Below are 26638 nucleotides of genomic sequence, written 5' to 3'. Positions count from 1 at the left end.
GCTACGAGATCCGTACCGCCGCCGTCGCCCGCGGCGTCCCGTGCCTGACCACCGTCCAGGCCCTCGCCGCAGCCGTCCAGGGCATCGACGCGCTCCGGAACCTCCCGGGGGAGGTCCGGTCGCTCCAGGAGCACCACCGCGTGGTCCGCCGCGACGAGGACCGGGACCAGGGCTGGAACCAGGACCCGGGCGCCGGTGTCACACACCGCGTGGACCTGGTGGACCGGGTGGTCCTGGGGCCGGGGTCCGGGCACGGCGCCCTGGCCGCCGGGCTGGAGACCGCGCTGACGCTCGACCCGGCGCCGAGGTTCCGCGAAGAGGCGGCGCTCGGCGCACGATGAGCCCCGGCGCCCGCACACGCCGCCCCTCCCGCCCCTCCCTCCCCCAGCCGCCGCACCTCCCGGGAATCCCCTGCCATGAACACGTATGTCGTCACCAGCGCCCCTCCGAGCCCCGACGCCGACCCGCACCTCGGGCGGCTCGCCGGTCCGTTCCTCGGCGCCGACGTGCTCACCCGCCATCTGCGCCAGCGGGGCCACCACGTGCGGTACGTCGGCTACTGCGACGAGTACTCCCCCCGGGTCGCCTCCCGCGCCGCCGAGGCCGGGGTCACGCCGCACGCCCTCGCCCGGGTCGTCGGCGACCGGATCGGGGACGCCCTCGCGCTGGGCGCGATGCGCCCCGACTGGTTCACCCGGCCGCTCACCGACGCCGCGCACGCCCAGTGGGTGCGCCGGTTCTTCCTCGCGCTGTGGGAGGCGGGCGAGCTGGAGGCGCGGGAGCTTCCGGTCTTCCGCTGCGCCCCCTGCGACCGGTACCTGCACGGGGCCGACGTGCGCGGCGGCTGCCGGCACTGCGCGGCGCCCGTCGACGGCGCGTCCTGCGGGTCCTGCGGGCTCCCGCAGGGCCCGGGGGAGCTCGTCGAGCCCCGGTGCGCCGACTGCGGGACGGTGCCCGACACCGTCCTCCGGCGCCGGATCGCCTTCCCGCTGGAGCGCCACCGCGAGCGGCTCGTCGCGCACTACGGCGGGGCCCGGGACCGGGCCGGTGCCTTCCTGGACCGGCTGATGGCCACCGGACTGCCCGTCGTCCCGGTCAGCGGGGTGGCGGACCACGGCATCCCCGTTCCGCTGCCGGAGTGGGAGGGGCACGTCCTGGACACGGCGTTCAGCGGCGTCTGGGGCCTGGTCGCGGCCACCGAGCGGCTGGCCGAGGCGTACGGCGAGAAGGACGGGGCGCTGCCGCTGTGGTCCGACCCGGACACCCGGATCGTCTCCTTCACCGGTGTCGACCAGCTCTTCGCGCACGTCGTGCTGTGGCCCGCGCTGCTCCTCGCCGAGGGCACGCTCGGCCTGCCCGCCCGGGTGGTGGCGGGCGAGGACGTCCGGCCGAGGGACGCGGAGTCGAGCGCCGTGTGGGGCGCCGACTTCCTGCGCCGGACGAACGCCGACGCCCTGCGCTTCCACCTCTGCCTCACCGCCGCCGAACGAACCGAAGACGATCCCTCCCCGGCCGAGTTCTCCCTCGGCGAGTACGCCGACACCGTCGCCACCGTGCTGGCCGGCGGCCTGGAGACGTGGACCGACACCGTCCTCGACCTGCTCGCCGAGGACTTCCGACGCACGGTCCCCCCGGCCGCGCCGGCCGGTCCGATGACGGCCGAGCGGCGCGACCTGACCCGGCGGGTCGCGGACGCCCTCGCGCCCGGGGCGTACGCGCCGGCGCGCGCCGCCGAGGCCCTGGCCGCCGTCGTGGAGCGGGCGCTGATCGACGTGCACCGGCTGCGGGTGCTCCGCGACGCCGGGCAGGAACGGGAGTACGCGACCGGACTCGCCGCCCACGTCGAGCTGCTCGCCGCGTTCACGGTGGCGGCGGCGCCGCTGATGCCCGGCTGGTCCGCCTTCCTCGCCGGGGAGCTGGGCATCGCCGTCGACCGGGAGACCCGGCTGCCGCTCTGGGCCGGCGAGGACGAGCGCCTCGTCCCGGCCGGGACGGTCCTGCCGGAGTCGGTGCCGGTGTACTTCCACGAGCAGGGGTGAAGGGGCGGCCGACGCGCGACGGCCCGGGGCCGCCGCACCCGGTGTCGGATGCGGCGGCCCCGGGCCGTCGAGGGAAAGGAAGGAGGAAAGCGGAGGAGCCGGGGGCGTCAGCCCCAGATGGGCTCCTCGTTCGCCGCCGCGGGCTTGGCCGCGAAGCCGACCGCGAACGCCGGGCCGTCCTGCCGCTCCGTCGCGGTGGCCGTGCCGCCCAGGGAGACGAGGGCGAGGACGACGGCGGTGACGGTGGTGGCGACGGCGGCGCGCAGCATGGGAAATCCTTTGTTCGCTGGGTGACGGTTCGTGACTGCCGGTGTTCCCCGGCGGTACCGATACTGCCGCCGGGCCGGGCGTGCCGACAGAGAGATCGGCTGGCACGAACCGCCCCGGCACAACCGTGTCACCGGAGGCCGGACGTCCGCCCGTTGGACGTGCGTTGCGCCCTCGCGGTCCGTAACCGACACTGCAGTGCGGCGTGAACGAACGCCGTCGACGGGGGTCGCGCCGCACGACGAAACGAGGACTCGTACGTCTCGGGCGGCGACCGCCGACGACGCCGGTCCGCACCGCCCGTCGCAGCGCTGTGAGTTGTGGGGGAGCTGTCCACGTGCTGACTCCGTTCGGTCTCACGGAAGGGGCCGACCGGCTCTACCGGTTCGTCCTCGCCCAGCCTGGGTGCGACGCGGCGAAGGCCGCGGGGGAGTTCGGCGGTTCGGCGGACGCGCTGGACGAGGCGCTCCGGGAGCTGACGCGCCGGGAACTGCTCACGTCGGACGGGCCGGACCACGGCCGGCTGTACGTCGTGAACCCCAAGGCCGCCCTGGACACGCTGCTCGCGTTCCAGCAGGCCGAGATAGCCGAGCGCAACCGCACCCTGGCCCGCAGCCAGGCCGCCGCCGAGATGCTGCTCGCCCAGTACGCCGCTCAGCACGGCGGCGACGAGGAGCCGGAGGTCGAGCAGCTCCGCGGCGCCGAGGCCGTCCGGGCCCGGATGACCGACCTGGTGCCGGCCATGCGCAAGGAGTCCCTGGCCTTCGTGCCCGGCGGCGCCCAGACCCCGGAGGTCCTCGCCGCGAGCAAGGTGACCAGCGCGGAGCCGCTGGCGCGCGGGGTGCGGATGCGCTCGGTGTACCTGGACTCCATCCGCAACGCCCCGGGCACCCTGGAGCACGCCCAGTGGCTCACCGAACGCGGCGCGGAGGTCCGTACCGTACCGGCGCTGCCCATGCGCCTGTGGATCAAGGACCAGGAACTGGCCATGGTGCCGATCGACCCGGCCGACAGCGCGGCCGGCGCGGTGCTGCTGCGCCAGCCCGGCGCGGTGGCGGCGTTCCTCGCGCTGTTCGAGGCGGTGTGGGCGTCGGCGGTCCCGTTCGGCGAGGCCCCCCGGCGCAGCCTGGAGGACCCCGGCTCGCAGCCCCGCGAGCTGCTCCGCCTCCTGGCCCAGGGCTACACGGACGAGGCCGCCGCCCGCCGCCTGGGCATCTCCCTGCGCAGCGAGCGCCGCCTGATCTCGGAGCTGATGGAGAAACTGGGCGCCCAGAGCCGCTTCCAGCTGGGCCAGCGCGCGGTCGAGAACGGCTACATCTGAGCACGTCCGGCCCGCGCCCCGGGCGCCGCCGTACCGCCGCACCGGTCACTGTGTGGAACGCCACGTCCGGATTCGGCCGACGCGGGCGGTACGGGGGAACTCCGCGTCACGGGCGGCCCTCTTCCCCCACGTATCCTCGACTGCCGGGGAAAACGGGGGAGCGTGATCGCGGAGGTGTGAAGGTGGAGTTCCGGCTGCTCGGCTCCGTTGCGATGGTGACGGAGGACGGGGACGTAGCCCTGGGACCCGCCAAGCGGTCCAGCCTCCTCGCCATGCTCCTGCTGCGCCCCAACAGCGCGGTGAACGTCGGGCAGTTGACCGACGCCCTGTGGGAGGAGGAGCCTCCCGTCCACGCCAAGACCGTCCTCCAGGGACACGTCTCGCGGCTGCGGGCCCTGCTCGCCGAGCACGGGGCCGGGGCGTACGGGGTCGAGCTCGCCACCCAGGGTTCGGCGTACGTGCTGCGGATGCCGGAGTCGCTGGTGGACGTGCACCGCTTCGAGGAGCTGGTGGGCCTCGCCGGGGTGCAGCGGCAGCCCGCCGACGCGGTCCGGATGCTGCGGGAGGCGCTGTCGTACTGGCAGGGCCCGGCGCTCACCGGCACCGTCCACAGCCGGCCCCTGGAGGCCGCCGCCACCGGGCTCGAAGAGCTGCGGCTCGCCACCGTGGAGGCGCTGGCGCAGGCGTACGGGCAGCTCGGCGAGCACGCCAGGGCCGCTGCCGTCCTGCGGACCGAGGCCGTCGCCCACCCCCTGCGCGAATCCCTCGCGGCCGCCCTGATGCTGGCCCTCGGCCGCTCGGGCCGCCAGTCCGACGCGATCGACTGGTACCACAGGACCCGGCGGCTGCTCGCCGAGGAGCTGGGCGTCGACCCCGGCGAGACGCTCAGCGAGGCGTACGCGACGCTGCTCCGCTCCGCCGAGCCCGCCCCCGTGGCCCGCCCCGTCGCCCCGCCCGTCGAGGTCCCCGCCCCGGAGGGCCTGCCCCGGGCGCCGCGCGGCTTCACCGGGCGCGGCGCCGAGCTGGCCGCGCTCGACCGGGCGGTCCGGGGCGGGGACGGGCCGGTCTGCCTCGTCACCGGCCCCGCGGGCGTCGGCAAGACCTCCTTCGCCGTCCACTGGGCGTACGAGCGGCGCGCCGACTTCCCCGACGGGCGGCTCTTCGCCGATCTGAAGGGCTTCAGCGAGACCCCGGCGCCGGAGACCGCCGCCGTCCTGCGCGAGTTCCTGCTCGCGCTCGGCGTCCCCGCCCAGCGGATGCCGGAAGGGGTCGAGGCGCGGGGCGCGCTCTTCCGCTCCCTGACCGCCGGGCGCCGACTGCTCGTCGTCCTCGACAACGCCCGCTCCTCCGGGCAGGTCCGGCCGCTGCTGCCCGGCGGCGACCACTGCGCGACCCTCGTCACCAGCCGCGACCGGCTCGGCGGCCTGATCGCCTCCGACGCCGCCCGGCCGGTGCCGCTCGGCCACCTGCCGGAGGCCGACGCCGCCGCCCTGCTCGCCACCGTCCTCGGCGAGGACCGGATCGCGGCCGAGCCGGACGCCGCCGCGCGGCTCGCCGGGCTCTGCGACGGGCTGCCGCTCGCGCTGCGGGTGACGGCGGCCCGGCTCGCCGAGCGCCCGGCCTGGACCCTCGGCGCGATGGTCGGGGAACTCGCGGACGAGCAGAGCCGGCTGACCCTCCTGGACGTCGAGGACCGGGGCGTCTCCGCCGCCCTGCGGCTCACCGTGCAGCAGCTCCCCGACTCCGCCGCCCGCATGTTCCGCGCGCTCGGCCTGCACACCGGCGCCGACCTGGACCGGTTCGCGGCGGGCGCGCTCGCCGGGACCTCGCCCGCGCAGGCCTCCGCCGACCTGGACCGGCTCGCCGCCGCGCACCTGCTCACCGAGGCCGTCCCCGGCCGCTGGACCCCGCACGACCTCGTGCGCCTCTACGCCCGCCACCTCGCTCCGCGGGCCGACCCCGAGGGGCTGCCCCGCCTCCTCGACCACTACCTCTACACCGGGCTCGCGGCCGACGCCGCCGCCGAGCCGGGCTCCCAGCCCTGTTACGCGCTGCCCGCCGACGCCCGACGGCCCGCCGCCACCAGGGAGTTCGAGGACCGCACGGCGGCCCTGGAGTGGTACGCGGCCGAGCGCGCCGCCCTGGAGGGCGCGGTCGCCGCCGCGGCCGCCCTCGGCCTGCACGACCGGGCCTGGCGGCTCGCCCTGGTCCAGTGGCCGCTGATGCTCATGCGGATCGGGGACGGCTGGACCCCGCTCCTGGAGGCCGGGCTCGCCTCCGCCGAGCGGGTCGGGGACGTCGACGCGCAGTCCCGGGCGAGGGCGCTGCTCGGCTGGATCCTGCACGCGGAGGGCCGGAACGCCGAGGCGCTCGTCCACCTGGAGAAGGCGCCCGGTCTGGCCGCCCGCGCGGGCGACGCGATCAGCGAGGCCATCGCCCACGTCAACCACGCCGCCGTCCTGGACGCCACGGGCGAGCACGAGCGGGCCGGCCTGCTCATGCTGCACGCGGTCTCGCTCGCCGACCGCACCGGCCACCCCTCCACCCAGGTCCTCACCCTCCAGCACCTGGCGGGCCACTGCCTGAAGGCGGAGGAGTACGAGGCGGCGCTCGCCCACACCCTGCGCGCGGAGGAGCTCGTCGCCCCCGACGCGGTGGTCGTGCGGGCCCAGCTCCAGATCGTCCGGGGCGAGGCGCTGGCCGGGATCGGACGCCTCGAAGAGGCCACCGACCAGCTGGAACGCGCGATCGTGGCCTCTGAGAAGGCCGGTTTCCCGGAGGGTTCGGCGCGGGCCGCGGACCGCCTTTCGCGCCTGTCAGCCGATCGTTAGCGGCACGCAAGCGGGACGGCAGTACGGAACGGAAAGCTGGATACAGCACCGATCGACGAACCGGTGCGCACGCACCGAAAAGGTGCACCGGCGTGCGGGCACCGCGCACGTGCCGGCCGACCGCTTCCCGGGGGAGAACCACCATGCGTCACCACCACAAGAACACCGTCCTGGCCGCCGCCGCCCTCGCCGCCCTCTCGCTGGGCCTGACCGCCTGCGGCGGCTCCGACACCGGCGCCAAGGACGCCGGGAGCGCGAGCTCCGCCCCGCGGGCCTCCGCCGGCACGGGCGACGGCGCGACCTCCGCCGGGAGCGGCCAGGACGCCACCGGCGGCTCGGCCACCGCGACCGGAGGCTCCACGACCGGGGGCTCCGAGACCGGCGGCTCCACGACCGGTGGCGCCACCGCCGGCGGTTCCACGGGCGGCGGCAAGGGCACGAACGCCTCCACGGCGTCCACCGGCTCCGCCACCGGCGGCAAGACCGCCGCCAAGGCCCCGGCCTGCGCGTACGGCGACGTCAAGGTGACGGTGGAGAAGGCGGACGAGGTCCCGACCGAGCACGTCGTCCTCACCGCCACCAACGTCTCCGGCCGCTCCTGCACCCTGCTGAAGCACCCGCTGCTCGCCTTCGGCCCGATCCAGACCGCCAAGGACGTTCCGGCCGTCGAGAAGAGCAGGTCGACCGTTCCGGTCGTGATCGGGAACGGCGACTCCGCCTACGCCAACGTGCGGATCTCCCTCGGCGGCGTCCACGAGGAGAACAAGGTGGTGAAGGAATTCACCGTGAACCTCTTCGCCCCCGACGGCCCGGCCGAGGGCAGCGTCGTCGTCAAGGCCCCGGCCGGCGGCCTCGCGGTGAACGAGGCCGTGGCGAAGACGGGTTACTGGACGTACGAGCTGCGCAACGGCGCCGACGAGTTCTGACCGGTACGGGGACGGGGGAGCCGTCTCAGGGCGCGAGGCCCGTCTTCGCCCCCGCCCCGCACAGCGGCACCACCGTGAGCCCCGGGCGCGGCGGGGCCGCTTCCACCGCCGCCCAGCAGGCCGTGCCGGTGGCCTCCACGAAGAGGCCGCGCCGCGCCAGGTCCCGCTGGGCGGCGCGGATCCGCTCCTCCGGCACCGTCAGGAACGTGCCGCCCGTCGCCCGGACCGCCCGCAGGATCTGCCGGGCCCGGGGCGGCGCCGGGATCGCGATCCCCTCGGCGAGAGTGGGGCGGACGGCGGCGGGCCCGGCGATGTCGTCCGCGCCCGCGTGGAAGGCCTCGGCCAGCGGGGACACCGCCTCCGCCTGCACGGCGACGAGCGCGGGCCGGGTGTCCACGAGCCCGTGGCGGTGCAGCTCCTCGACGGCGAGGGCGGCGCCGAGCAGCAGGGTCCCGTTGCCGACGGGGACGACGATCGTGTCGGGCAGGCGCCCGCCGAGCTCCTCCCACAGCTCGTACACGTAGGTCTTGGTGCCCTGGGTGAAGTACGGGTTGTACACGTGGGAGGCGTAGAAGGTGCCGGGCCCGTCGGCGGCCTCCCGGGCCGCGCGGGCCGTCGCCTCGCGGTCGCCGGGCACCTCGACCACCTCGGCGCCGTGCGCCCGGATCTGCTCCAGCTTCTTCGGGGACGTGCCCCCGGGGACGTACACGCGGCAGTCGACTCCGGCCCGCGCGCAGTACGCGGCGGCGGCCGTGCCCGCGTTCCCGCTGCTGTCGGCGACGACCCGGTCGAGGCCGCCGGCGCGCGCGAGGCGCAGGGCGTGCGCGGCGAGCACCACCGCGCCCCGGTCCTTGAACGACAGCGTCGGCATGAGGAAGTCGAGTTTGGCCGCGACGGATCCGGTGAGGGGGACGAGGGGCGTGCGGCCCTCCCCGAGGGTCACCTCGGGCGCACACGGCAGCGGAGGCAATGCCTCCTCGTAACGCCACAATGAATTCACACGTGACGCGAGTGACGGGAGGGAGACCGGTTCGCTCGCGAAGTCGAGGTCCCAGGGCCCCCGGCACTCCGGACAACACCAGGTGAGCGCGGACACGGGCGAGGAAACGCGGCAGCGGGGGCACGTGTAGGCGGTCATGATCCCCAGGATGGCAGCCGTGTGGCACGGACGTTGCGGGGCGCCGGGCACCCTTGTGCGATTCCTATGGATCCGCCAATCTTTCGCTCGACAGCCGGACGTTCGAAACGGCGCGGACACCTCGTGTCGTCTTGTCATGTCCCTGTCGCACCCCCACAGCAGCGCACCACCAATGAGGAGGACCCCTCACATGTCAGTGATGCGTGACTCGCGTCGCAGAATCGCCGCCGCCGCCGCCGTGGCCGTCGCCGCACTGAGCCTCGGCTCGCTCTCCGCCCTCCCGGCCACCGCCGCCCCGGCCGCCCCGGAAGGCGTCATCGAGAACGCCGGAGCCGCCGACGCCGTCCCGGGCAGCTACATCGTCACCCTCCACGAGTCCGCCCCGGCGGAGACCGCGAAGGGCCGCGCGATCCCCGCCAAGTTCGGCGCGAAGATCAAGCGCACGTACACCTCGGCGGTCAACGGCTACGCGGTCGAACTCTCCGAGGCGCAGGCGAAGAAGCTCGCCGCCGACCCGGCCGTCAAGTCCGTCGCCCAGGACCGCGTCTTCACCATCTCCGCGACGCAGCCCTCCCCGCCGTCCTGGGGTCTCGACCGCATCGACCAGAAGGCCCTCCCGCTCAACCAGAGCTACACCTACCCGGACGCGGCGGGCCAGGGCGTCACGGCGTACGTCATCGACACCGGCGTCCGCATCAGCCACGCCGACTTCGGCGGCCGGGCCTACAACGGCTTCGACGCCATCGACAACGACAACGTCTCCCAGGACGGCCACGGCCACGGCACCCACGTCGCCGGCACCGTCGCGGGCACCTCGTACGGCGTCGCCAAGAAGGCGAAGATCGTCGGCGTCCGCGTCCTCAACAACCAGGGCTCCGGCACCACCGCCCAGGTCGTCGCGGGCATCGACTGGGTGACGCAGAACGCCGTCAAGCCGGCCGTCGCCAACATGAGCCTCGGCGGCGGCGTCGACACCGTCCTCGACGAGGCCGTCCGCAGGTCGATCGCCTCCGGCATCACCTACGCGGTCGCGGCGGGCAACGACGGGGCCAACGCCTCCAACTACTCGCCGGCGCGCGTCGCGGAGGCCATCACCGTCGGCGCCACCACCAACACCGACGCCCGCGCCAGCTACTCCAACTACGGGACGATCCTGGACATCTTCGCCCCGGGCTCCTCCATCACCTCGTCCTGGAACTCCAGCGACTCCGCGACCAACACCATCTCCGGCACGTCGATGGCCACCCCGCACGTCGCCGGCGCCGCCGCGCTCTACCTCGCCGCCAACCCCACGGCGACCCCGGCCCAGGTCTCCACGGCCCTGACGACCGCCGCCACCCCGAACGTCGTCACCAACCCGGGCACCGGCTCCCCGAACCGCCTCCTGTACGTCGGCGACGGCGGCACCACCCCGCCCCCCGGCAAGAACTTCGAGAACACCACGGACTACGCCATCGCGGACAAGGCGACCGTCGAGTCCCCGATCACCGTCACCGGCGTCGCCGGCAACGCCCCCGCCGCCCTCAAGGTGCCGGTGAACATCGTCCACACCTACATCGGTGACCTCCAGGTCCAGCTGATCGCCCCCGACGGCTCGGCGTACACGCTGAAGGCCTTCGGCACCGGCGGCAGCACGGACAACATCAACACCACGTACACCGTGAACGCCTCCTCGGAGGTCGCCAACGGCACCTGGAAGCTGCGGGTCACGGACAACGCGACCTACGACACCGGCAAGATCGACTCCTGGGGCCTGCAGTTCTGACCCGAGCACCCGGGCCTCCTGAGCGCTGAACACCGAACGACGAGGGGGCGGTCGCCTGCGGGCGGCCGCCCCTTCCGGCACGCGAACGCGCACGAACGCGCGCGACGGCGCGCCGCCCGACCGCGTACGATGCGCGCTCGTTCACCTGTTCGCATCACCGCCCCGCAGGAGCACCCACCCGTGGACCCGATCCAGCCGACCCCGCCGGTCCCGCCGTCCCCCGGGGGCCCGCAGCCGCAGGGGTGGCCCGCCCCGGGGCCGTACACCTCCCCGGGAATGCCCTACGCGGCAGGACCCTACGGCGGCCCGCCCGGCGGCCCCGGCCCGGGTCCCTACGGGCGGCCCGCGCGGCCCACCAACGGGCTCGCCGTCGCCTCCCTCGTCTCCGGCCTCCTCTGCTGTGTCCCGCCCCTCGGCCTGGTCCTGGGCCTGATCGCCCTCCCGCAGATCAGGAAGAAGGACCAGGCGGGCCGGCCGCTCGCGATCACCGGCATCGTCTTCTCCGTGCTCAGCTCCCTGCTCCTCGTCCTCGGTCTGGTGACCGGCGGCTTCGCCTCGGCGTGGAACGGCTTCAAGGAGGGCGTCGACGAGGCCTCCCGCTCGAAGTCCCCGCTCTCGCTGCGTACCGGCCAGTGCTTCACCGACCGGGACAAGCTGGAGGAGTACACGACGGAGGTGACCGTCGTCGACTGCGCGCGCCCGCACGACGGCGAGGTCACCGGCGGTTTCAAGGTCACCGGCTTCACCTCCTGGCCCGGCGAGGACGCGATCGACGCGATCGCGGAGAAGCGCTGCGAGGCGGTCAACCAGGCCTACGCGATGGACACCTGGCTGATCCCGGAGGACGCCTGGGCCTACTACTACCTGCCGAGCAGCCAGAGCTGGCGGTTCGGCGACCGGACCGTGACCTGCGCGTTCGCCACCGAGGAAAAGCCGTTCAGCGGCTCGGTGCGCGCCGACGCCACGACCTTGAACGCCGGCCAGACGCACTTCCTGAAGGCCGTGAACCCGATCGAGACGGTCCTCTACCAGATACCGGAGGACGACCCCGACGAGGACCTCGCGGCGAACAAGGCCTGGGCCGCGAAGGTCCGAACGGCGATCGACGCGGCGCACGCGGACCTCGGACGGCGCTCCTGGACCGGCGCCGCGGCGGAGCCCGTCGCGGCGCTCCGCAAGGACCTGGCGGCGGCCTCGAAGGAGTGGCGCGAGCTGGCGGCGGCGGCCGACGCCGACGCGTACTGGGAGGCGTACGACAAGGCCCGCGACCCCCTGCCCGGAAGCGCGTCGGCGCGGACCGCGCTCGGCCTGACGGACACCCCGCCCGAGGGCGGGGGCACGTCGGCCTGAGGCGCGGTCCGCGCGGGCGCGGCCGGGCGCGGGATCAGCGCCGCTTCAGGCCCCGGTCGATGGCGGTGATCAGCTCGCCGTCCGGGGTGTCCCCGTCGAGCGACCAGACCATCGCGCCGCCGAGCCCGTTCTGCCGGACGTAGGACGCCTTGGCACGCAGCACGGTGGGGTCGTCGTAGGTCCACAGGGTGGTGCCGTCGAAGAGCCAGGCGTGCCCGTTCCGCACGTCCCGGTGCAGCGTGTACGTCCCCGACTCCGCGAGCCGCTTCAGGAACTTGTAGTCCTCGGAGCCCGCCGTCCAGGTGGCGGGGGCGGGGCCGGTCGCGGGCTTGCCGAGGCCGTTGCCGCCGCCGGTCACGCCGGTCCAGCCCTGGCCGTAGAAGGGCATCCCGACCACGAGCTTGTGGGCCGGGGCGCCGCGCCGCAGCCAGGCCCTGACGGTCTGGTCGACGCTGAAGTCGTCCTTCGCGTACAGCGCGGACTGCTGGTCGGTCCTCGGCTCGCCGGAGACGTGGAAGTCGTAGCCCTGGAGGTTCACGAAGTCGAAGTCCCGCATGATCTTGGCGACTTCGAAGCCCGCGTCGATCTTGGCGGGGGCGGTGGGCACGTACGCGCTCAGCTCGTAGTGCTTGCGCTTCTTCAGCGTGCGCCCGTAGGCGTCGAGCTGGACGCGGAACTCCCGGACGAGCTTGGTGAAGTTGGGCTTGTCCTCGGGGCGGATCACGTTCCCGGGGGCGCCCTCCGAGCCCGGCCACTCCCAGTCGAGGTCGATGCCGTCGAAGACCCCGGCGGCCGCCCCGGCGCCGCCCCGGGCGCCGTCCACGGGCAGGTTGCCCTTGATGTACGTGTCGATGCAGGAGGCGACGAGGGTCTTGCGGCCGGCCTCCGTGCGCACCGCGTCGGAGAAGTGCGCGGAGCCGGTCCAGCCGCCCAGCGAGATCATGACCTTGAGCCCGGGGTGCTTCGCCTTCAGCTCGCGCAGCTCGTTGAAGCTCCCGGCCAGGCGCTGCCCGTCGGCGTCACCGACGCCGTCCACGGAGTTCGCGGCGTCGACCGGGCGCACGTAGTCGGCCCAGGGGTCGGAGCCGGGCGCGTTGCCCATGAGGCACTTGCCGTCCGTGCCGATCACGCCGAAGGCGTAGTTGATGTGGCTGAGCTTGGCGGCGGTGCCGCTCGTCTCCAGGTCCTTGACCTGGAAGTTCCTTCCGTAGATGCCCCATTGGGTGAAGTAGCCGATCCGCTTCAGGGACTGCCCGTGGGCGGGCTTGTGGGCGGACCCGTGCGGGGCCTGGTGCGCGTCGGCGGCGGGGGCCAGGGTGGCGAGGAGACCGAGGGTGACGGCGGTGGCCGCGCCGAAGGTCAGCTTGGACAGGGCTCTGGGGCGCATGGGCTCGTTCCTGTGGAGGCGGGATGGAGCGTGCGGGATGGAGCTGCGGGGAGGAAGGTATTGGTCTGTACCAATAGAGGTCAAGAGATCCGGCCGCATCCGTCGGCGGGCGATCCCCGGTAACCGGGGTGGGAATCCGGGGCTTCATCACTTCGGGTGAAACTTTGGCCCATGCTTGCGGTCTGCGACCCACGGTTGCCACGCTGTTGCTGACAGTCAACCTGAGGGGAGTGTCCAGTGACGTTCGGTGAGCAGCCCGCCTACCTGCGCGTGGCGAGCGATCTGCGGGAGAAGATCGCCGACGGCTCGCTTCCGCCTCATACCCGTCTCCCCTCGCAGGCACGCATCCGCGAGGAGTACGGGGTGTCGGACACCGTCGCACTGGAGGCCCGCAAGGTACTGATGGCCGAGGGGCTCGTCGAGGGACGCTCGGGCTCCGGGACCTACGTGCGGGAGCGCCCCGTGCCGCGCCGGATCGCCCGCTCCGGCTACCGCCCGGCCTCGGGCGCCAGCCCCTTCCGGCAGGAGCAGGCGGCCGAAGGGGCCCGCGGCACCTGGGAGTCGAGCAGCGGGCAGGAGCCCGCGAGCCCGGAGGTGGCCGCCCGGCTCGGCATCGAGCCGGGGGAGCGCGTGATGCGCACGCGGTACGTCTACCGGGACGGCGGCGAGCCCATGATGGTCTCCACCTCCTGGGAGCCCCTCGCCGTCACCGGCCGCACCCCGGTCATGCTCCCCGAGGAGGGGCCCCTCGGCGGCTGCGGGGTCGTCGAGCGGATGGCCGCCATCGACGTCGTCGTGGACAACGTGGTGGAGGAGGTCGGCGCCCGCCCCGGCCTCGCCGAGGAACTCCTGGCGCTCGGCGGGGTCCCGGGCCACGTGGTGATGGTGGTCGAGCGGACCTACTACGCCTCGGGCCGGGCCGTCGAGACGGCCGACGTGGTGGTCCCGGCCGACCGCTACCGGATCGCGTACCACCTGCCGGTGAGGTAGCGCCCCGCCGGCGACGTGCCGCCCCGCCCGTGCTCCCCCGGCCCGTCGCCGGTCCGGGGGCGGGCGGGGCGTTTCCGGTGCCGTGGGCGGCCGTGCGCCGTCGGGGCTTTCGGCTCGGGGGCGGGTGGTCGCGTGCCTGTGGTCGTACTCCTGCTCCTGCTCCTGTGAAGTGACGGGCCGTCGGGTCGGGGCGCCGGCCTGCCGTTGTGGTGTCGGTGCCCGTCGTCCCGGCGGTGGTGGCCGGGGCCTTACTTCGGCCTCCCTCCGTCGGTAACCGGCCGAACCGTGCCTCTTTGTGCAAACCCGTATCCGCTGTGTGAAGGTCAGGCGTAAGCTCCGGCATATGCGGATTGCGGTTTCCCGGAGATCCATGAGGGCACCCGGACCGGCGGAGGGAGAAGCCCGATGACCGACAGCGGCCCCGTGCTCGCCTGGCTCGTCATTCGTCAGGACGACAACGGCAACCGCTACCGGGTGGGGCGGTACGCGACCCGGGACGAGGCGCAGAAGATCGCGGACAGCCTCGACGACCGCGGCCACAAGCAGCTCTACTGGGTCGAGCGCGTCGGCAGCCCGGCCCTCTGAACCGCCCGGGGGCGGCCCGGAGCGGCCAGGGAACGGCCTCGGAGTGGCCCCGGAGCGCGGGTTACGCTCGCGCCCATGACGGAACGCATCACCACCGAGCCCCACCACGACCGCGGCCCCGTGGTCGTCGTCGCGGGCGCCCTCTACGACCGGGGGCGCCTGCTCGCCGCGCGGCGCAGCGCCCCCGAGGAGCTCGCCGGCCGCTGGGAACTGCCCGGCGGCAAGCTCGAACCGGGCGAGAGCCCCGAGCAGGCCCTGGTCCGGGAGCTCCGGGAGGAACTCGGCGTGGAGGTCGAGCCGGGGGAGCGCATCCCCGGCGAATGGCCGCTGAAATCCGGTTACGTCCTGCGGGTGTGGACCGCCCGGCTGCTCTCCGGCGAACCGCGCCCCCTGGAGGACCACGACGAACTGCGCTGGCTCACCCGGCCGGAGCTGGACTCGGTCGACTGGCTCGACCAGGACCGCCCGGCCGTCGCCGAGGCGGGGCTGAGGTTTCCGGAGGGCTGAGCCCTCCCCGGCGCTGGGCCTTCCGGAGGGCTGGGCCTTCCGGGGTGTCGGGCCCGTGGTGCGGCGGCTCCCGGAAGGGCGTCCTCCGCGGGGGCGCGCGGGCGGCTCCCTACGCCGTTCGTGCCACCGTGCGCCGGTGACCGCCCCCGGCGGGATAACTTGCCCCGAATGGTGGGTATGTCCCCATTGGTACCTCGCAAGGGGACGTGGGCCTTCCTGCTGACGCACGGCTGGGGAAGTGATCGGGTGTGATCTACACCGACGGCGACCGCGCCGAGTGGAGCTTCCCGGCCGAGGCGAACGCCGTGCGCACGGCCCGCCACGCGGTGCGCGAGACCCTGCGCTCCTGGGAGCTCGACGGCCCCCTCGGCGACGTGACCGTCCTGCTGGTCAGCGAGCTGGTGACCAACTCCCTGCGGTACGCCTCCGGACCCATCGGGGTCCGCCTGGTCCGCGTCCACCCCGACGGCGCCGACCCCGCGCACGCGACCGCCCTGCTCGTGGAGGTCTCCGATCCGCTTCCGGATCCGCCGACCGCGAAGGCCCCCGGACCCGACGACGAGGGGGGCCGCGGCCTCGCCCTCGTGGCCTGCACCGCCCGCCGCTGGGGGATCAGGAAGGGGACCGTCGGCAAAACCGTATGGTTCGAGCTGGCTCTCCCTGGTGAGTAAACAGGGTGGGACAACGATCACCGGTACTCGGCGCGGAGCGAACGAGACCACCCTGTGATCGTGAACGTCGTACCGCCGGAGCCCGCCGTATTGAATACTGCGGGCATGGCCGGTCCGGTGCGGTGAGCTGGAGGGGACGGTCGCGTGAGCGAGATACCTGAGACGTCGGGCGGCGGCGTCGTGTGGCAGAGCAGCCCGCCCGGCTCCATCTACGACTACATCCGGGTGGCCTCCTTCTCGATCGGGCCCGACGGCCTGGTCGAGCAGTGGAGCCGAAGGGCCGTGGACCTCTTCGGAGTCAGCGCGGAGGAGGCCAGGGGCAAGGACCCGGTGGAGGTCTTCATGCCCGCCGACCTGCGCGAGCGCGGCCACCGGCGGGTCAAGGAGATCCTCGACGGCAAGGAGTGGACCGGCCTCGTCCCGTTCCGCATACCCGGCGAGGAACGGCCCCACGGCATGGCCGAGATGTACGTCATGCCCACCGAGACCGAGAGCGGGGAACGGGCCGCGCTGTGCATCGTCGTCGACGTGCGCGCCCTCCGCCGCATCGAGACCGACCTCGCCGCCTCCCAGGCGATATTCGGCCAATCCCCCTTCGGCTTCCTCCTCTTCGACACCGACCTGACCGTCCGGCGGGCCAACCGCCGCTTCGCCACCGTCTTCGGCGGCGACGCCGACGACCACCGGGGCCGCACCGTCCACGACTACCTGGGCCGCCCCGAGGCCGAGCGGATGACCACCGCCCTCCGGAAGGTCCTGGAGACCGGCGAGTCCGTCACCGACCTGAGGATCGTCGGCGCCGCCCCCGGCGCCAGGGACCGCCGCCACTGGTCCATCAACCTCTACCGGGTGCACAGCGGCTCCGGCCGCCCGATCGGCGTCGCGGGCCTCGGCATCGACGTCACCCGCCGCCACAACGCGGCCAGGGAGGCCGCCAGCGCCCGCCGCAACCTCGCCCTCCTCAACCAGGCCGGCGCCCGCATCGGCAACTCCCTCGACCTGGAGGCCACCGCCCGCGAACTCCTCGACGTCGCCGTCCCCGGCTTCTGCGACCTCGCCTCCGTCGACCTCTACCAGGGCCTGCTCACCGGCGACGAGGCACCGCCCGGCCGCTGGGGCAGCTCCCACGACGTCGGCTACGGGGCCGGCAGCGCCGAACTGCGCCGGGTCGCCTTCGCCAGCGCCGTCTCCGACACCCCCCGCAGGGCCGACGGAGGACACGCCTCCGACCCCGGCCGTCCGGGCACCGCGCCCATCGAGGTCGGCGCCGTCCACCGCTACCCCTTCAACTCCCCGTACGCCGGAGCCCTCCGCACCGGCCGGATCCGCACCGTCTCCGGCGACGACGGCGACCTCGCCCGGTCCACCCTGGTCGTCCCCATGACCGCCCACGACACCGTCGTCGGCCTCGTCCAGTTCTCCCGCGCCAAGGGCAGCGAGCCCTTCGGCGAGCGCGACCGGGCCCTCGCCGCCGAACTCGCCGCCCGGGCCGCCGTCTGCATCGACAACGCCCGCCTCTACCGCCGCGAGCACGAGCGGGCCCTGATCCTCCAGCGCAGCCTGCTCCCGCCCGGCGACCCCGAGGCCGCCGGACTCGACATCGCCTGCCGCTACCTCCCCGGCGCCGACGCCACCGAGGTCGGCGGCGACTGGTTCGACGTCATCGAACTCCCCGGCCACCGCACCGCCCTCGTCATCGGCGACGTCATGGGCCGCGGCCTGCGCGCCGCCGTCGCCATGGGCGAACTCCGCACCGCCGTGCGGACCCTCGCCCAGCTCGACCTGGAACCGGCCGAGGTCCTCTCCCACCTGGACGAGATCGCCCGCGGCCTCGGCGCCCCCATCGGCACCCAGCAGTCCCGCGCGCACAAGAACCGGGGCCCCGAACTCTCCGAGGTCTACCTCGCCACCTGCGTCTACGCCGTCTACGACCCGGTCACCCGGCGCTGCACCTTCGCCAACGCCGGCCACCTCCCGCCGGTCCTCGTGGAACCCGGCGAGGCGGCCCGGCTGCTCGACGTGCCCCCCGGGATGCCGCTCGGCGTCGGCGGCGAGCCCTTCGAGGAGGTCGAGGTCGAGATCCCCGAGGGCGCCCTCCTCGCCCTCTACACCGACGGCCTCGTCGAGTCCCGCGACCACCCGCTCGACGAGGGCCTCAGCGCCTTCCGGCGCGCCCTCACCGACCCCTCCCGCCCCCTGGAGGACGTCTGCGACCGGGTCCTGAGCAGCCTGAACACCGGGCACGGCGAGGACGACATCGCCCTCCTCATGGCCAGGATCCAGGGCCTGCCCGGCGAGGCCGTCGGCGACTGGCGGCTGCCCAGGGAGCCCCGCTCGGTCGGCCGGGCCCGCGAACTGGCCCGCGCCCAGCTCGCCGCCTGGGACCTCGAACCGCTGGTCGACACCGTCGAACTCCTCGTCAGCGAACTCGTCACCAACGCCCTGCGCTACGGCGAGGGGGAGATCCGGCTGCGGCTGCTGCGCGACCGCACCCTCGTCTGCGAGGTCTGGGACGCGGGCCTGGTCCAGCCGCGCCGCCGCCGGGCCAAGGACACCGACGAGGGCGGCCGCGGCCTCCAGCTGGTCGGCCTCCTCAGCTCCTCCTGGGGCTCGCGCCGCACCCCGCGCGGCAAGACCGTCTGGTTCGAACTGGCCCTGCCGGAGGGCGGGGAGGCGGCGGAACCCACGGTGGAGCAGCTGCTCAGCATGTTCTGACCCGTACGCGTACGGGGGCGGCGCCCGGTCAGTCCTTGAGCGCGGCCAGCCGGGCCTCGATCTCGGCGTCGTCCCCGAGCGCGTCCAGCTGCTCGAACTGCGCGTCCAGGGAGGAGGCCGCCAGCTCCTGCTTGCCGAGGGCCCGCGCCTCCTCCCGGCGCACCTTGTCCTCGAAGCGGCTCAGCTCGCTGGTCGGGTCGAGCACGTCGACGTTCTTCACGGCGTCCATCATCGTGTTCTGCGCACGCGCCGACTTCGCGCGGGCCACCAGCTCGTCCCGCTTGGCCTGGAGCTCGGCGAGCTTCGCCTTCATCTGGTCGAGCCCGGTCCTGAGCTTCGCGACCACCTCGGTCTGCGCGGCGATCGTCGGCTCCGCCGTCCGCGCCTCCTTCTCCGACTGGAGCTGGCGGCCCAGGGCCACCTTCGCCAGGTTGTCGAAGCGGTCCGCCTCCGCCGTCTGCCCGCCGGCCCGCAGCTCGTCCGCCTTCCGGCTGGCGGCGAGCGCCTTGCCGCCCCACTCCTTCGCCGCGTCCACGTCCTCCCGGTGGTCCTGCTCCATCAGCCGCAGGTTCCCGATGGTCGCGGCCACCGCCTCCTCCGCGTCCGCGATGTTGTTCGCGTAGTCGCGGATGAGCTGGTCCAGCATCTTCTGCGGATCCTCCGCCTGGTCCAGCAGGGCGTTGATGTTGGCCTTCGCCAGCTGGGTGACCCGGCCGAGGACGGTCTGCTTGCTCATGGGGGTTCTCCTTGGATCCTTGAGGGGGGAGGGACGGGGAGGGTGCGGAAGGGACGGGGAGGGTGCGGGGACGGACGGGGAGGGGGCAGGGACGGACGGGAAGGGTGCGGGGACGTCCCGGGGTCAGAAGCGCCCGCCGCCGCCCAGCCGGCCGCGCGTGCCGCTGCCGCCGAAGCTGCCGGGCCCGCCGCCGGAGCCTCCGCCCCCGAAACCCCCGCCGCCCCCGCCGAAACCCCCGCCGCCGAAGCCTCCGTGCCCGCCCCTCCCGCCGCCCCCGCCGAACAGGCCGCCCAGGATGATGCCGCCGAGCACCGCCCCTCCCAGCCCGCCGCCCGCGTTTCCCGCCGTCCCGCCCGGGCCGTTCGGGTTCCCGTAGGCGCGGACGTCCCGCTCGGCGAGCTCCTGCGCCCGCCGGGCGAGCGCGTCCGCCTGCCGGGCCTCCGCGAGGGCGGACTGCGGGTCGTCGGCCGCGAGGGCCCGCGCCTTCTCCCAGCGGCGCCCGGCCTCGGCCAGCCGCGTCCGGGCCTCGCTGCCCACCGCGCCCCGGTGGGTGGTGACGTAGTCGGACGCCGCCCCGATCGCCGAACGGGCCGTCAGCATCGCCTGGTCGAGCAGCGCGCGGGCCCGCCGCGTGCCCGACTCGCGCTCCCTGGCCCCCTCCAGCGCCTCGTCGAGGGCCGCGTCGGCCTCCTCGACCCGGCGCAGCGCGCCGATCGGGTCGTACCGCCCGGCCTCCGCGCTCCGCCGCACCTCGGCCGCCACCGCCTCGGCCCGGGCGATCCGCCCCTGGAGGTCGGCCGTGGACACCCCGGCGGCGGTCCCCTCCAGCAGACCGCGGGCGTCCGCGAGGTCCGCGTCCGTCTCCGCCAGCACGCCCGGCAGCCGGCCCACGGCCTCGGCCAGCTCCTGCGCCCGCCGGTCCACCGCCTCGATCAGCCGGGCCGCCTGGTCCACGGCGCCCTCGGCGGCCCGGACGTGCACGGCGGCCGCGCCGTTGTCGCCCGCCTCGATCCGCTGCCGGGCCCCGTCGGCGTGCGTCCCCGCGAAGACCAGCCGGTCCTTCGCCTGCTCGACGTCACCGGCGACGGGCTCGGACGCCGTCTCCGCGTACCGCTCGCGCATCGCGGTCAGCGCCGCCTCGGCCGTGCCCATCCGGGCCGTCTGCTCCCGCAGCGCCGCCTCGACCGCCGCCAGCGCCTCGGGAGCGGTCCGCTCCAGGGCGCGCAGCCGGTCGAAGGACTCGGTCTCGGCGTCGAGCCGCGCGTCCGCCTCCCCGCAGCGGCGCAGGATCTCCTCCAGCATGGACCGGCGGGTCGCGTCGTCCTCGGGGAAGGCGTCGTCGAGCTTCTGCCGCAGCCGGAACGACGCCGTCAACTGCTCCCGGGCGAAGGCGAGCGACTCGGTGAAGGGCCGCACCGCCTCCTCGCCGAACTGCGCCGACGCGAAGCCCAGCTCCTCCTGGCTGGTGCGGACGGCGTCGTCGGTGGCGACCAGGGTCCGGCGCGCCTCCCCGTCCAGCTCGTCCAGGGTCGGCGGCGCGGGCTCCTTCGGAGGCCCCCAGCCCTGCCCGCCCCCCGGCGTGGTGCGGGTCGCGGTCCGCCGGCGCCGCCTGGTGTACGCGTAGGCCGCCACCGCCCCGGCGCCGCCGACCAGCACCGCGGGCAGGATCAGGTCGGAGCCGGAGGGGCCGTCGTCGGCCGCGTGGCCCGGGTCGGCGGGCCCGGGGGTGATCGGGGGAGCGGTGACGGGCCGGCCCGAGAGGACGGCGGCGTAGCCGTCCGCCGCGCCGATGGCCGCGCCCGCCCAGTCGTTCTGCCGCAGCGCCGGTTCGATCGCGGTCCGCGCGACCTCGTCCAGGCGTGCCTGGGTGAGGCCGGAGCCGGGATCGGCGGAGTACCCGTACCGCCGGTCGTGGGTGGCGACGGCGAGCAGCAGGTCGTCGGGACCGAACCCGTTGCGCTCGGCGGTGGCGTCGGCCCAGTCCTGGCCCGGGCGCCCGGAGAAGTCGCGTACGTAGACGACGAAGAGCTGGACGCGCTCCTCCTCGTACAGCCGGTCCAGGGCCTGCTCCACGGAGGCGCGGCGGTCGCGCAGCGCGCCCACCCGGTCGGTGATCTGTCCGTCCCGGGACAGGACGACGGGGTCGTCGGCGCGGGCACCGTGCACGGCGGGGACGACGAGCCACCACGCCGCCACCAGTACCGCGAGGAGGGCTCGGGTGGCTGTTCGCGTCACAAGCGTGAGGCTATGTCCGGGTATGTCCACCCGCGACCGGTCCCGTGCGCCGGGGGTCGGGGGTTGGGCCGCCCGAGTGGCATCTTCCGGCCATTCCGCCGTGTCGTCATGGCCGGATCCCCTTCCTCCTTTTCAGTGGATGAGCAATAGGTGTGATCATCTCCAAATGGAATGAATCTGGACGAAGGGGTACAAGACATGTCCCAGATCGGCGCCCCTCACGGGGGGACATGCCCCAAGAGCCCCCGCTCCCGCACGCTCCGCACCGTCGCCGCCCTCAGCAGCGCCGTCCTCGCCGTCACCGCCCTCGCCGGATGCAGCGCGGACGACGAGACCGACGCCGCCCCGCTCGCCGCCCAGGACAACGCGCCCGCCCCGCGCGACCGGGTCGCCGACGGCGGCACCCTGCGCTGGGCCGTCGACGCGGCGCCCACCACCCTCAACGCCTTCCAGGCCGACGCCGACGCCACCACCTCCCGCATCGCCGGAGCCGTGCTCCCCGCCCTCTACACCCTCGACCGGCGCGGCCGGCCGCAGCTGAACCCCGACTACCTGGAGTCCGCGCAGGTCGTCGAGACCGAGCCCAAGCAGGTCGTCCTCTACAAGCTCGACCAGCAGGCCGTGTGGAGCGACGGACGCGAGATCGGGGCGCCCGACTTCGTCGCCCAGTGGCGGGCCCTGAGCGGCCGCGACACCGCGTACTGGACCGCCCGGAACTCCGGCTACGAGCGGATCGAGAAGATCGAGCGGGGCAAGAACGACCTGGAGGTGCGGGTCACCTTCGCCAAGCCCTACGCCGACTGGCAGTCCCTCTTCACCCCCCTCTACCCGAAGCAGGTGATGGGGTCCCCGGACTCCTTCAACGACGGCGCGCGCACCGCCCTCAAGGCCACCGCCGGACCCTTCCTGCTGAAGAGGGTCGACTCCAAGAGCGGCGACGTCACCCTCACCCGCAACCCCCGCTGGTGGGGACAGGCCGCCAAGCTCGACACCGTCGTCCTCAAGGCCGTCCCCCGCGCCGACCGGGCCGAGGCCCTCGCCGCGGGCACCCTCGACCTGGCCGAGATCGACCGCTCCACGGCCGACCGGATCGCCCTGGCGCTCCGGGACGCCCGCGCCGGCCGGAACGGCGCGCAGGCCGCCCTCGCCCACGGCCCCGGCTCCTCGATCACCCCCTCCAAGGCCCTGGCGTCCTGGGCCCTCGCCCACGGCTCCGACGAGGAGAAGGCGGAGGAGGTGCGGGCCGCCCGCAAGAAGAACCAGGAGGCCGTCGCCCGGTACGCGAGCGCGCAGGACACCCTGGCGAAGTACGCGGTCCGCAAGTCCCTGGAGCCCGCCTACACCCAGCTCTCGCTGAACGGCGAGTCCGGGCCGCTCGCCGACGAGCGGGTGCGGCGCGCGGTGGCCCGCGCCATCAACCGCCAGGAACTGGCCGAATCCGTGCTCAAGCCGCTCGGCCTCCCGGCCCAGCCCCCCGGCAGCCACCTGGCCCTCGCCGGCCAGGCGGCCTACAAGGACAGCAGCGACGCCCTCGGCGGCCAGGACACCCAGGAGGCGCGGGCGCTCCTCGCCGACGCCGGCTGGGTCCCCGGCGGCGCGGTCAAGCAGCCCGCCGGCACGAAGGCGGGCAGCGAGGCGGAGAAGGCCGAGAAGGAGAAGAAGGGGGAGGCGGGGGAGGAGGCCGAGAAGCCCGCGAAGGGCACCCCCACCGCCGACGCCAAGAAGAAGAGCGACGACGCCTCCGGGGACGCCCCCTCCGACGAGGGCCTCTACATCGTCGGCGACGACAAGCCGGGCGACCGCCGCACCGCCGCCTCCGCCCCCGTCGCCGCCCTCCGGGCCGAGGCCCTCGACACCGGTACGGGCTCCGCCGCCCGGGTCGGCGGCCGCCCGGCCGTCAACCCCGACCAGGGCGTGGCCGGGGCCTACGCCCCCCGCGGCACCGCAGCCCCCGCCGCCGTCCCCGGGGCCGGCCAGGCCCTCGGCAAGGACGGCAAGGCGCTCAGCCTCCGCTTCGTCCTGCCGTCCGGGCCGGGCTCCGAGTCGCTGCGGGCGGTGGGGGACCGGATCGTCCGGATGCTGGACGCGGTCGGGATCCGCACCGAGGTCACCAAGGTCTCCGACGAGAGCTTCTTCAAGGACCACATCGCCTCGGGCGACTACGACCTGGCCCTCTACTCCTGGCCCGCCTCCGCCTTCCCCGCGACCGACGCCCGGCCGATCTTCGCCAAGCCCGAGCCCGCCTCGGACGGCTCGCTCATGGTCGAGCAGAACTACTCCCGGGTCGGCACCGACCGCATCGACCAGCTCTTCGACCAGGCGGCGGGCACCCTCGACGAGGAGGAGGCCCGGGAGCTCGTCCGCCAGGCCGACGCCCGGATCTGGGCCGCGGCCGGCTCCATCCCGCTCTACCAGCGCCCCCAGCTCGTCGCCGCCAGGGCGGACCTGGTGAACGCGGGGGCCTGGGGCTTCGCCGCCCCCCGCTACCAGGACATCGGCTTCAAGAAGGCCGAGACCCCCAAGGGATCCGAGCGGAACCGATAGAACCACGGCACGAAACCGCTGAAACCACCGAAAGCTCTGAAAGCGCAGGTCACAACCTCAGAACCAGCTCAACTTCCTTGCCCGCCGGCGTCCCCGGCGGGCAGGATCGCGTCGGCCCCTTGACCCGGCCGCACGACCTCCCCCACACCCTCGAAACCTCCCAGTAGACCCTCTCGGAACCCGGGCGGGGAAGCCTCTTGCGCGGCAGCCCCGTACCATGGGACATAGCCGTGGCGCGTCCGCCCGGCGGGCGTAAGAGGAACTGACGCCGATTCCCACGATCCGAGAGAAGCGCAAGCCACCCATGCCCACGCGCCACGACATCCGCAACGTCGCCATCGTCGCCCACGTCGACCACGGCAAGACGACCATCGTCGACGCCATGCTCAAGCAGGCCGGTGCCTTCGCCGCCCACCAGCAGCTCGACGACCGCATGATGGACTCGAACGACCTGGAACGTGAGAAGGGCATCACGATCCTCGCCAAGAACACGGCGGTGAAGTACCACCCCAAGGACGGCGGGGCCCCGATCACGATCAACATCATCGACACCCCCGGCCACGCCGACTTCGGCGGCGAGGTCGAGCGCGGTCTGTCGATGGTGGACGCGGTCGTCCTCCTCGTGGACGCCTCCGAGGGTCCGCTCCCGCAGACCCGCTTCGTGCTCCGCAAGGCGCTCCAGCAGCGCAAGCCCGTCATCCTCTGCATCAACAAGACGGACCGCCCGGACTCCCGGATCGACGAGGTCGTCAACGAGACCTACGACCTGTTCCTGGACCTGGACGCGGACGAGGACCAGATCGAGTTCCCGATCGTCTACGCCTGCGGCCGCGACGGCATCGCCTCGCTGACCAAGCCGGAGAACGGCACCGTCCCCGCGGACAGCGACAACCTGGAGCCGTTCTTCAACGCCATCCTGGAGCACGTCCCGGCCCCGGTGTACGACGAGGAGGCCCCGCTCCAGGCCCACGTCACCAACCTGGACGCCGACAACTTCCTCGGCCGCATCGCGCTGCTCCGCGTCGAGCAGGGCGAGCTGCGCAAGGGCCAGACGGTCGCGTGGATCAAGCGGGACGGCACGATCTCCAACGTCCGCATCACCGAGCTGATGATGACCGAGGCGCTCACCCGCAAGCCCGCCGAGGTCGCCGGCCCCGGTGACATCTGCGCCGTCGCCGGCATCCCCGACATCATGATCGGCGAGACCCTGGCCGACCCGGAGAACCCGATCGCGCTCCCGCTGATCACGGTCGACCAGCCGGCCATCTCCATGACCATCGGCACCAACACCTCGCCGCTCGTCGGCCGCGGCGGCACCGGCAAGGGCGCGGACGCCAAGTCCGCCGTCAAGAACCGCAAGGTCACCGCCCGCCAGGTCAAGGACCGTCTGGACCGCGAGCTCATCGGCAACGTCTCGCTCCGCGTCCTCGACACCGAGCGCCCGGACGCCTGGGAGGTCCAGGGCCGCGGCGAGCTCGCGCTCGCCATCCTGGTCGAGCAGATGCGCCGCGAGGGCTTCGAGCTCACCATCGGCAAGCCGCAGGTCGTCACCAAGCTCGTCGACGGCAAGGTGCACGAGCCCGTCGAGCGCCTCACGGTCGACGTCCCCGAGGAGCACATGGGCGCGGTCACGCAGCTCATGGGCGTCCGCAAGGGCCGCATGGACAACATGTCGAACCACGGCTCCGGCTGGGTCCGCATGGAGTTCGTCGTCCCGTCCCGGGGCCTCATCGGCTTCCGTACGGAGTTCCTCACCAACACCCGCGGCACGGGCATCGCCCACTCGATCCACGAGGGCCACGAGCCGTGGTTCGGCACGCTGACGACCCGCAACAACGGTTCGCTGGTCGCCGACCGCGCCGGTGCCGTCACCGCCTTCGCGATGACCAACCTCCAGGAGCGCGGCGTCCTGTTCACCGACCCCGGCACCGAGGTGTACGAGGGCATGATCGTCGGCGAGAACTCGCGCTCCGACGACATGGACGTGAACATCACCAAGGAGAAGAAGCTCACCAACATGCGCTCCTCCTCGGCCGACTCCTTCGAGGCGATCGTCCCGCCGCGCAAGCTCTCCCTGGAGCAGTCCCTGGAGTTCTGCCGCGACGACGAGTGCGTCGAGGTGACCCCGGAGGCCGTCCGCATCCGCAAGGTCATCCTCGACCAGAACGCGCGTGGTCGCGCGTCCTCCCGCGCCAAGAACGCCTGATCGGGGGCCGGTTCGCCCGGCCCGCGCGCACGACCGAGCCCCGCCGGCCCCGGCGGGGCTCAGTCGTGCCCCCGGCCGCCGGGAGCGGGCCCCGGGAGCGGCCCCCGGGCCGTCACGGGGCCGTCGCGGGGCCGGTGGAGGAGGGCGGCTCGCGCACCCGCCGTCAAGTCGAATTCAGCGACCCGGCGTCCGGATACCGGTCATCGCTCTCCGGAACGTGTATTAACAGTCCGTTTCGGGGGTGTCTGTCTGGACTCACTTTGTCCGGATTTCGGTACCTCGGGGCAGGGTGATGTTGTCAAAACGAGACCACTTAAGTGTGGTTTACGGCCCGGACGTACTTAATAGTTGGCTCCATTGAGCTCGGGTCAATGGGTCACGCACTGTGGGGAGTGCCGACTCACGAGCACACTCGGGGCACTTGA

Annotated in this window: 19 protein-coding genes; 14 read left to right on the top strand and 5 right to left on the bottom strand. The window is 74.0% G+C overall.

The genetic code is table 11. The features are described 5' to 3' along the window. On the top strand, positions 1 to 341 hold a 341-nt coding region (locus tag ACIQD7_RS28095), incomplete at its 5' end, for a hypothetical protein (protein ID WP_402445182.1). A gap of 75 nt (positions 342 to 416) precedes the next feature. After that, a complete protein-coding gene (locus ACIQD7_RS28090) occupies positions 417 to 2039 on the top strand; it encodes a class I tRNA ligase family protein (protein ID WP_402445180.1) in 1623 nt (540 codons plus the stop codon). A gap of 107 nt (positions 2040 to 2146) precedes the next feature. Here the strand turns inward: ACIQD7_RS28090 and ACIQD7_RS28085 are convergent, their stop codons facing one another. Beyond that, positions 2147 to 2308, bottom strand: a complete 162-nt coding sequence (locus tag ACIQD7_RS28085) for a hypothetical protein (protein ID WP_402445178.1) — start codon at positions 2306 to 2308, stop codon at positions 2147 to 2149. 335 nt (positions 2309 to 2643) lie between these two features. On the opposite strand from ACIQD7_RS28085, the gene ACIQD7_RS28080 reads away from it, so the two are divergent. From ACIQD7_RS28080 to ACIQD7_RS28070, 3 genes are all read left to right on the top strand, one after another. Beyond that, positions 2644 to 3627: a DUF6879 family protein gene (locus ACIQD7_RS28080; protein ID WP_389663089.1), complete on the top strand. Its 984-nt coding sequence runs from the start codon at positions 2644 to 2646 to the stop codon at positions 3625 to 3627. 182 nt (positions 3628 to 3809) lie between these two features. After that, positions 3810 to 6458: a BTAD domain-containing putative transcriptional regulator gene (locus tag ACIQD7_RS28075; RefSeq protein WP_402445176.1), complete on the top strand. Its 2649-nt coding sequence runs from the start codon at positions 3810 to 3812 to the stop codon at positions 6456 to 6458. 143 nt (positions 6459 to 6601) lie between these two features. Further along, positions 6602 to 7384 (top strand): DUF4232 domain-containing protein, encoded by a 783-nt coding sequence (locus tag ACIQD7_RS28070; protein ID WP_402445174.1) that lies wholly within the window; start codon positions 6602 to 6604, stop codon positions 7382 to 7384. A 25-nt stretch (positions 7385 to 7409) separates the two neighbouring features. On the opposite strand, the gene ACIQD7_RS28065 is transcribed toward ACIQD7_RS28070, so the two are convergent. Beyond that, positions 7410 to 8522, bottom strand: coding sequence for a pyridoxal-phosphate dependent enzyme (locus tag ACIQD7_RS28065; protein WP_402445172.1), 1113 nt, complete (start codon positions 8520 to 8522; stop codon positions 7410 to 7412). Positions 8523 to 8712: 190 nt separating this feature from the next. On the opposite strand from ACIQD7_RS28065, the gene ACIQD7_RS28060 reads away from it, so the two are divergent. Next, positions 8713 to 10287, top strand: a complete 1575-nt coding sequence (locus ACIQD7_RS28060; protein WP_402445170.1) for a S8 family serine peptidase — start codon at positions 8713 to 8715, stop codon at positions 10285 to 10287. A 180-nt stretch (positions 10288 to 10467) separates the two neighbouring features. After that, positions 10468 to 11637 (top strand): DUF4190 domain-containing protein, encoded by a 1170-nt coding sequence (locus ACIQD7_RS28055; protein WP_402445168.1) that lies wholly within the window; start codon positions 10468 to 10470, stop codon positions 11635 to 11637. A gap of 34 nt (positions 11638 to 11671) precedes the next feature. Here ACIQD7_RS28055 and ACIQD7_RS28050 read toward each other — a convergent pair whose 3' ends face one another. Next, positions 11672 to 13024: a glycoside hydrolase family 18 protein gene (locus tag ACIQD7_RS28050; RefSeq protein WP_402445166.1), complete on the bottom strand. Its 1353-nt coding sequence runs from the start codon at positions 13022 to 13024 to the stop codon at positions 11672 to 11674. Between the two features lie 237 nt (positions 13025 to 13261). Here ACIQD7_RS28050 and ACIQD7_RS28045 point away from each other — a divergent pair, with 237 nt between their 5' ends. The 5 genes from ACIQD7_RS28045 (at position 13262) to ACIQD7_RS28025 (ending at position 18492) form a co-directional block, all read left to right on the top strand. Next, positions 13262 to 14014: a GntR family transcriptional regulator gene (locus tag ACIQD7_RS28045; protein WP_402445164.1), complete on the top strand. Its 753-nt coding sequence runs from the start codon at positions 13262 to 13264 to the stop codon at positions 14012 to 14014. A 405-nt stretch (positions 14015 to 14419) separates the two neighbouring features. Then, on the top strand, positions 14420 to 14599 hold the full coding sequence (locus ACIQD7_RS28040) for an SPOR domain-containing protein (protein ID WP_121833032.1): 180 nt from the start codon (positions 14420 to 14422) through the stop codon (positions 14597 to 14599). 75 nt (positions 14600 to 14674) lie between these two features. Continuing rightward, positions 14675 to 15106, top strand: coding sequence for a (deoxy)nucleoside triphosphate pyrophosphohydrolase (locus tag ACIQD7_RS28035; RefSeq protein WP_402445162.1), 432 nt, complete (start codon positions 14675 to 14677; stop codon positions 15104 to 15106). 248 nt (positions 15107 to 15354) lie between these two features. After that, entirely contained in the window at positions 15355 to 15777 is a 423-nt protein-coding gene (locus ACIQD7_RS28030) for an ATP-binding protein (protein WP_121833034.1), read from the top strand. 144 nt (positions 15778 to 15921) lie between these two features. Next, positions 15922 to 18492 (top strand): SpoIIE family protein phosphatase, encoded by a 2571-nt coding sequence (locus ACIQD7_RS28025; RefSeq protein ID WP_402445160.1) that lies wholly within the window; start codon positions 15922 to 15924, stop codon positions 18490 to 18492. Between the two features lie 28 nt (positions 18493 to 18520). Here the strand turns inward: ACIQD7_RS28025 and ACIQD7_RS28020 are convergent, their stop codons facing one another. Together ACIQD7_RS28020 and ACIQD7_RS28015 are read right to left on the bottom strand one after the other, a co-directional pair. Continuing rightward, positions 18521 to 19228 (bottom strand): PspA/IM30 family protein, encoded by a 708-nt coding sequence (locus tag ACIQD7_RS28020; RefSeq protein WP_121833036.1) that lies wholly within the window; start codon positions 19226 to 19228, stop codon positions 18521 to 18523. Between the two features lie 123 nt (positions 19229 to 19351). Then, entirely contained in the window at positions 19352 to 21463 is a 2112-nt protein-coding gene (locus ACIQD7_RS28015) for a TPM domain-containing protein (RefSeq protein ID WP_402445158.1), read from the bottom strand. Between the two features lie 198 nt (positions 21464 to 21661). Here ACIQD7_RS28015 and ACIQD7_RS28010 point away from each other — a divergent pair, with 198 nt between their 5' ends. Further along, positions 21662 to 24007, top strand: coding sequence for an ABC transporter substrate-binding protein (locus ACIQD7_RS28010; protein WP_402445156.1), 2346 nt, complete (start codon positions 21662 to 21664; stop codon positions 24005 to 24007). A gap of 304 nt (positions 24008 to 24311) precedes the next feature. After that, a complete protein-coding gene (typA, locus tag ACIQD7_RS28005) occupies positions 24312 to 26213 on the top strand; it encodes a translational GTPase TypA (protein ID WP_121832382.1) in 1902 nt (633 codons plus the stop codon). The last annotated feature ends 425 nt before the right edge of the window (positions 26214 to 26638 follow it).

The organism is Streptomyces sp. NPDC093071 (assembly GCF_044754545.1).
Classification (GTDB): Bacteria; Actinomycetota; Actinomycetes; order Streptomycetales; family Streptomycetaceae; genus Streptomyces.
The sequence above is the reverse complement of the archived record's forward strand: the minus strand, read 5'-3'. Positions and strand labels throughout refer to the sequence as shown.